The 4,906-nt window shown below is 72.3% G+C and carries 3 protein-coding genes; 2 read left to right on the top strand and 1 reads right to left on the bottom strand.

Features of this window, described 5'->3' with window-relative positions; translation table 11 throughout:
• Positions 1 to 2,155, bottom strand: a 2,155-nt coding sequence (locus tag ABZ260_RS46590; RefSeq protein ID WP_355631166.1) for a glycogen debranching N-terminal domain-containing protein, incomplete at its 3' end; no start/stop codon positions are given.
• Positions 2,156 to 2,343: 188 nt separating this feature from the next.
• Between ABZ260_RS46590 and ABZ260_RS46585 the strand changes: the two genes are divergently transcribed.
• Both ABZ260_RS46585 and ABZ260_RS46580 read left to right on the top strand, forming a co-directional pair.
• The gene (locus ABZ260_RS46585) at positions 2,344 to 3,498 is read left to right on the top strand and encodes a LacI family DNA-binding transcriptional regulator (protein WP_355631163.1); all 1,155 of its coding nucleotides are present in this window, start codon (positions 2,344 to 2,346) and stop codon (positions 3,496 to 3,498) included.
• Between the two features lie 65 nt (positions 3,499 to 3,563).
• A complete protein-coding gene (locus ABZ260_RS46580; RefSeq protein WP_355631160.1) occupies positions 3,564 to 4,835 on the top strand; it encodes an extracellular solute-binding protein in 1,272 nt (423 codons plus the stop codon).
• Positions 4,836 to 4,906 lie beyond the last annotated feature (71 nt).

Below are 4,906 nucleotides of genomic sequence, written 5' to 3'. Positions count from 1 at the left end.
TCGTGGTGACGCCGCTGTTCTTCCCCGGGGGCGACATCGGCGACCTCGCGGTGAACGGCACGGTCAACGACCTGGCCATGTGCGCGACGGCCGCGCCCACCTCGGCACCGGCGATCCGCAGCCCTCGTACCGAGACCGGTCCCAGCGGAGCGCCCGCGAGCGGCCGCAGCAGTACCCGGCCGGCGGGCACGTCGGGATAGAGGCCGAGCGCCGCGTGCACGAGGGTCACCGCGGCGGCGGCCGACCACGCCTGCGGGCGGCAGGCGGCCGGATAGGCCACCGGACGCCCGAGCGCCGCCCGGTCGTCGCCGCCGAACAGCTCCGGCAGCCGGTAGCTGAACGCCTCTCCGGCCGCGAGCAGTCCCTCCGCGAGGATCGCCGCGTGTTCGGCGAACCCGGCGCGGGCCAGTCCGGCGACCACGATCGCCGTGTCGTGCGCCCAGATCGACCCGCAGTGGTAGGACAGCGGGCTGAAGCCGCCGGCGTCCGCCGACATCGTCCGCAGGCCGAAACCACCGGCCATCTCCGGGGAGACGAGGAGGTCGGCGATCCCGGCCTCCTCGGCCCCGGTGAGCAGGCCGGTGCCGAGCAGGTGGCCGATGTTGCTGGTCAGCGCGTCGACCGGGCGCTTGTCCCGGTCCAGGGCCAGTGCGGGGAAGCTGCCCCGTGGCCCCTCCACCCAGAACCGGGCCCGGAAGCGCTCGGCCAGCGCCGCGGCGTGCTCGCGCCAGCGGGCGGCTCCCGGGCGGCCGAACGCCTCCAGCAGGTCGGCGCCCTGCCGGGCCGCCTGGTGGGCGTAGCCCTGCACCTCGACCAGGGCGATCGGCGGCTGGGCCTGGCGTCCGTCATGGAAGCGCAGCGCGTCGCCGGAGTCCTTCCAGCCCTGGTTGGCCAGGCCCCGGCCGCTGGTGTCGACGTACTCGATGAAACCGTCCCCGTCGGGGTCGGCGTGCTCGCCGAGCCAGCCGAGCGCGGCCTCCAGGTGGGGCAGCAGCGCGGCGATCTCCGCGGCGGGGGCACCCCAGCGCCAGGCGTCGTGCAGCAGGCTGATCCACAGCGGCGTGGCGTCGATCGTGCCGTAGTAGGCGGCGGGCAGGTGCAGCCCGTTGCCCTCGACCGCGAACTCGTGCCGGCGCAGCTCGTGCATGATCTTCCCGGGGGCTTCGCCGGAGCCGAGGTCGATCTTGGTTCCCTGCCTGCGGGCCAGCACCCGGAGGGTGCCCATGGCCAGCTCCGTGCCGAGTGGCAGCAGCATCCGGGCGGCCCAGATGCCGTCACGCCCGAAGAGGGTGAGGAACCAGGGCACTCCCGCGCCGAGGAAGGTGTCGCCGGGGGCGGCGGTCTCGGCCAGCCGCAGCGAGCGCAGGTCGTCCATGGACTGCTCGAAGAGCCTGCTCAGCCGGTGGTCGGCGGCGACGACCCGGGGCGCCCCCTCCCCCACCGCCCACTCGGCGGGGCGATCGGGCGCGGTCACCACGGCCTGGGGGTCGCGCACCTCGACCCTCCAGGACAGGGTGATCCGGCCGCGGGGCGCCAGCTCGACCGGCCAGCGCAGGAAACCCGTGCGCGCGTACCCGGCGGACTCGGCCCGCGCGCCCGGGCCGGTCACCACGACCCGGACGCCGCCGGAGTTCCAGGAGATCTCACCGGGCGCGGTGCACTCGGCCACGGCCTCCACGGTGTCACCGCCGGACTTCACCACCTCGATGGGGGCGAAGTCGCAGCCCAGCTCCAGGCTCACGACGGCGGCGACGGGGACGGTGGCACTGGAGACGATCTCGACACGTTCCTCCATGCCCCCCGGTACGACCTGCCGGAATCGCTCGATCCGTACAGTGGGATCGGGGACGGGATCACCCAGCCATCGGGCCAGCGTGACGAATCTGGTGGCGCCCGCCCCCTGGGGGGCATGGCCGACGGCCTCGGGCTCCCGGCCGTCGATCGTCAGGGTGGCCTGCGACAGGGCGCGGGAGTCCGCGTGGAACACGCCCTGGACACCGGCCGGGCGGATCTGCCCGTCGCCGCCGCTCAGCGCGACGGTCGGCGCCAGCACGGTGCTGACGAGGTCGTGCAGCAGGGGCTGGAGGCGGTAGGCCGCGGTGGAATCGGCCACCGTGACCGCCTGGGGGGTAGGGGATGAGGCGTCGTCGAACACGACTGACTCCCTGAGATCGTGTCGAGCCGGTGACGTCTTGACAGACGACGGCCGGTGGGTGCACATTGCGAAACACTCTCTTTACTTGAACGATCCAACCATTACACTCCGTTTACTTGAACGATCCAATCATGCCTCATCCCCTCTTGAACGTTCAAACCCTCAGAAAGGTGCATATGGCTACGAAGGTGACGATTACCGATGTCGCACGCCGTGCCGGGGTATCGCGCCAGACGGTGTCGAACGTGCTCAACAGCCCCGAACTGGTCCGCGAGGAGACCCGCGACCGGGTGCGGGAGGCCATCGAGGCGCTCGGCTACCGGGCCAGCCAGGCCGCGCGGCAGATGCGGACCGGCCGCTCGCGGCTGATCGCCACGCGCATCGAGCCGGACCGGGACGGGATCAACGGCTCGGTCCTGGACCGGTTCCTGCACGGGCTGACCGCCTCGGCGGCCCGGGCCGGATATCGGATCCTGCTCTACGCGGCGGGCGACGAGCGATCGGAGATCGACACCTTCGACGACCTGGTCGGAAGTCACGAGCCGGACGCCTTCGTGCTCACCAGCACCTACCACGGCGACGGCCGCCCCGCGTGGCTGCGCGAGCGGCGGCTGCCGTTCGTCACGTTCGGGCGGCCATGGGGAAACGCGGGAAACGCGGGAAACGCGGGAAACGCGGGTGGTGCTTCCGGCGGGGAGGCGGCCGGCGATCCGGAGCACCCCTGGGTCGACGTGGACGGTGCGGCCGGCACCGCGGCGGCCACCCGCCACCTGCTCGACGCGGGTCACCGGCGGATCGGGTTCCTCGGCTGGCCGCCCGGCTCCGGCGTGGGCGACGACCGCAGGTCCGGCTGGACCAGGGCTCTCGTCGGTGCCGGGATCGACCCGGCCGGCCTGGACCAGGCCACGGACGACGGGGTGGCCGACGGCGAGAAGGCGGCCCGCGACCTGCTGCGCGCCGAGCAGCCGATCACCGCGCTGGTCTGCGCCAGCGACTCGCTCGCCCTGGGCGCGCTGCACGCCGTCCGCTCCCTCACGGCCTCGGGACAGCTGACCGCCTCGGGACGGCTGACAGCCGAGGGCCGTCTCACGGTCGCGGGACAGGCCGGTGGCGAGGAGGGCCTCCCGGTCCGCGTGATCGGTTTCGACGACACGCCGGTGGCGAAGGCGGTGGGGCTCAGCAGCGTCAGCCAGCCGCTGGCCGAGGCCGCGGCCGGCTGCGTCGGCCTGCTCACCCGGCTGTTCGACCCGCCCTCCCCCGGTGCCCCCGACGCCCCCGAGGCCGGTGGGCCTCGCACGCACGTACTGCTCCAGCCGTCTCTGGTCCTCCGGCAGTCGTCATGACCGTATGACCGCATGACCACCTGGCTCTTCTTCAGATCACCCCCCAGGAAGATTGGAAAAGCACGATGAAACAGCCGATCAAGCAGCACAACCTCCGTACCGCGGTACTCGCCGCGCTCGCCGTGGGCACCCTGGCGGCCTCGGCCGCCTGCGGCAGCGGTTTCGACGACTCCGCCGGCCAGAGCAGCGCCCCGCAGAGCAGCGGGCCCGCCAGCCTGCAGGTGCTCATCGGCTCCTCCGGCGACGCGGAGACGAACGCGCTGCGCGCGGCCGCCCAGACGTGGTCGGCGTCCTCGGGCAGCACCGCGACGATCACCCCCGCCCAGGACCTGACCCAGCAGCTCGGCCAGGCCTTCGCCGGAAGCAACCCGCCGGACGTGTTCTACGTCGACGCCGCGCGCTTCGCCGACTACGCGAGCGTCGGGGCGCTGGAGCCGTACGCGGACAAGATCTCCGACTCCGCCGACTTCTACCCCGGCCTGCGCGAGACGTTCACCTACAACGGCACCTTCTACTGCGCGCCCAAGGACTTCTCCACGCTGGCGCTGATCGTCAACGACGACCTGTGGAAGAAGGCCGGGCTCACCGACGCCGACGTGCCGACCAGCTGGGAGCAGCTCACCGCGGTCTCCAGGAAGCTCAAGGACAAGCAGCCGGACATCACCCCGCTGGTCATCGGCGACACCCGCGACCGGGTCGGCGCGTTCATGGTGGAGGCCGGCGGCTGGATCGTCAGCCCCGACGGCAAGCAGGCGATCGCCGACAGCCCGGAGAACGCCGCGGGCCTGAGCTACGTGCAGGGCCTGCTGAAGGACGGGCTCGCCCGGTTCCCCAAGCAGGTGGACGCGGGCTGGGGCGGTGAGGCGTTCGGCAAGGCCAAGGCCGCGATGACCATCGAGGGTAACTGGATCAAGGGCGCGATGAAGGTCGACTACCCGGACGTCAAGTACAGCGCCCACGAGCTGCCGGCCGGCCCCAAGGGCAAGGGCACCCTGTCCTTCACCACCTGCTGGGGCATCGCGGCCAAGAGCAAGCACAAGGAGCAGGCGATCTCCTTCGTCGAGGCGATGACCAAGGCCGACCAGCAGATGGCCTTCGCCAAGGCGTTCGGCGTGATGCCCTCGCGCCAGTCGGCCAAGGACGCCTTCGTCCAGGCCTTCCCCGAGGACGCCCCGTTCGTCGACGGCGCCGAGTACGCCCAGGGGCCGGTCAACGCCCCCAAGATGGACAGCGTGCTGGCCGACTTCGACACCTCCATCCAGCAGCTGCCCGCGGGCGACCCCAAGAAGATCCTGGCGAACCTGCAGAAGAACACCAAGGCCGCGCTCGGCAACTGAGTCAGACCGGTGGCCGAACAGGAGTGGGCACGGCAGCCCCGCCTCAGGCGTCGCCGCAGGCGGCGGTGGGC

The organism is Streptosporangium sp. NPDC006013 (assembly GCF_040614275.1).
In the GTDB taxonomy this organism is placed as follows: Bacteria; Actinomycetota; Actinomycetes; order Streptosporangiales; family Streptosporangiaceae; genus Streptosporangium.
The sequence above is the reverse complement of the archived record's forward strand: the minus strand, read 5'-3'. Positions and strand labels throughout refer to the sequence as shown.

What these genes read in the sequence shown, in the direction of transcription:
- ABZ260_RS46580 (WP_355631160.1), top strand. Translation starts at nt 3,564, where the DNA reads ATGAAACAGCCGATCAAGCAGCACAACCTCCGTACCGCGGTACTCGCC.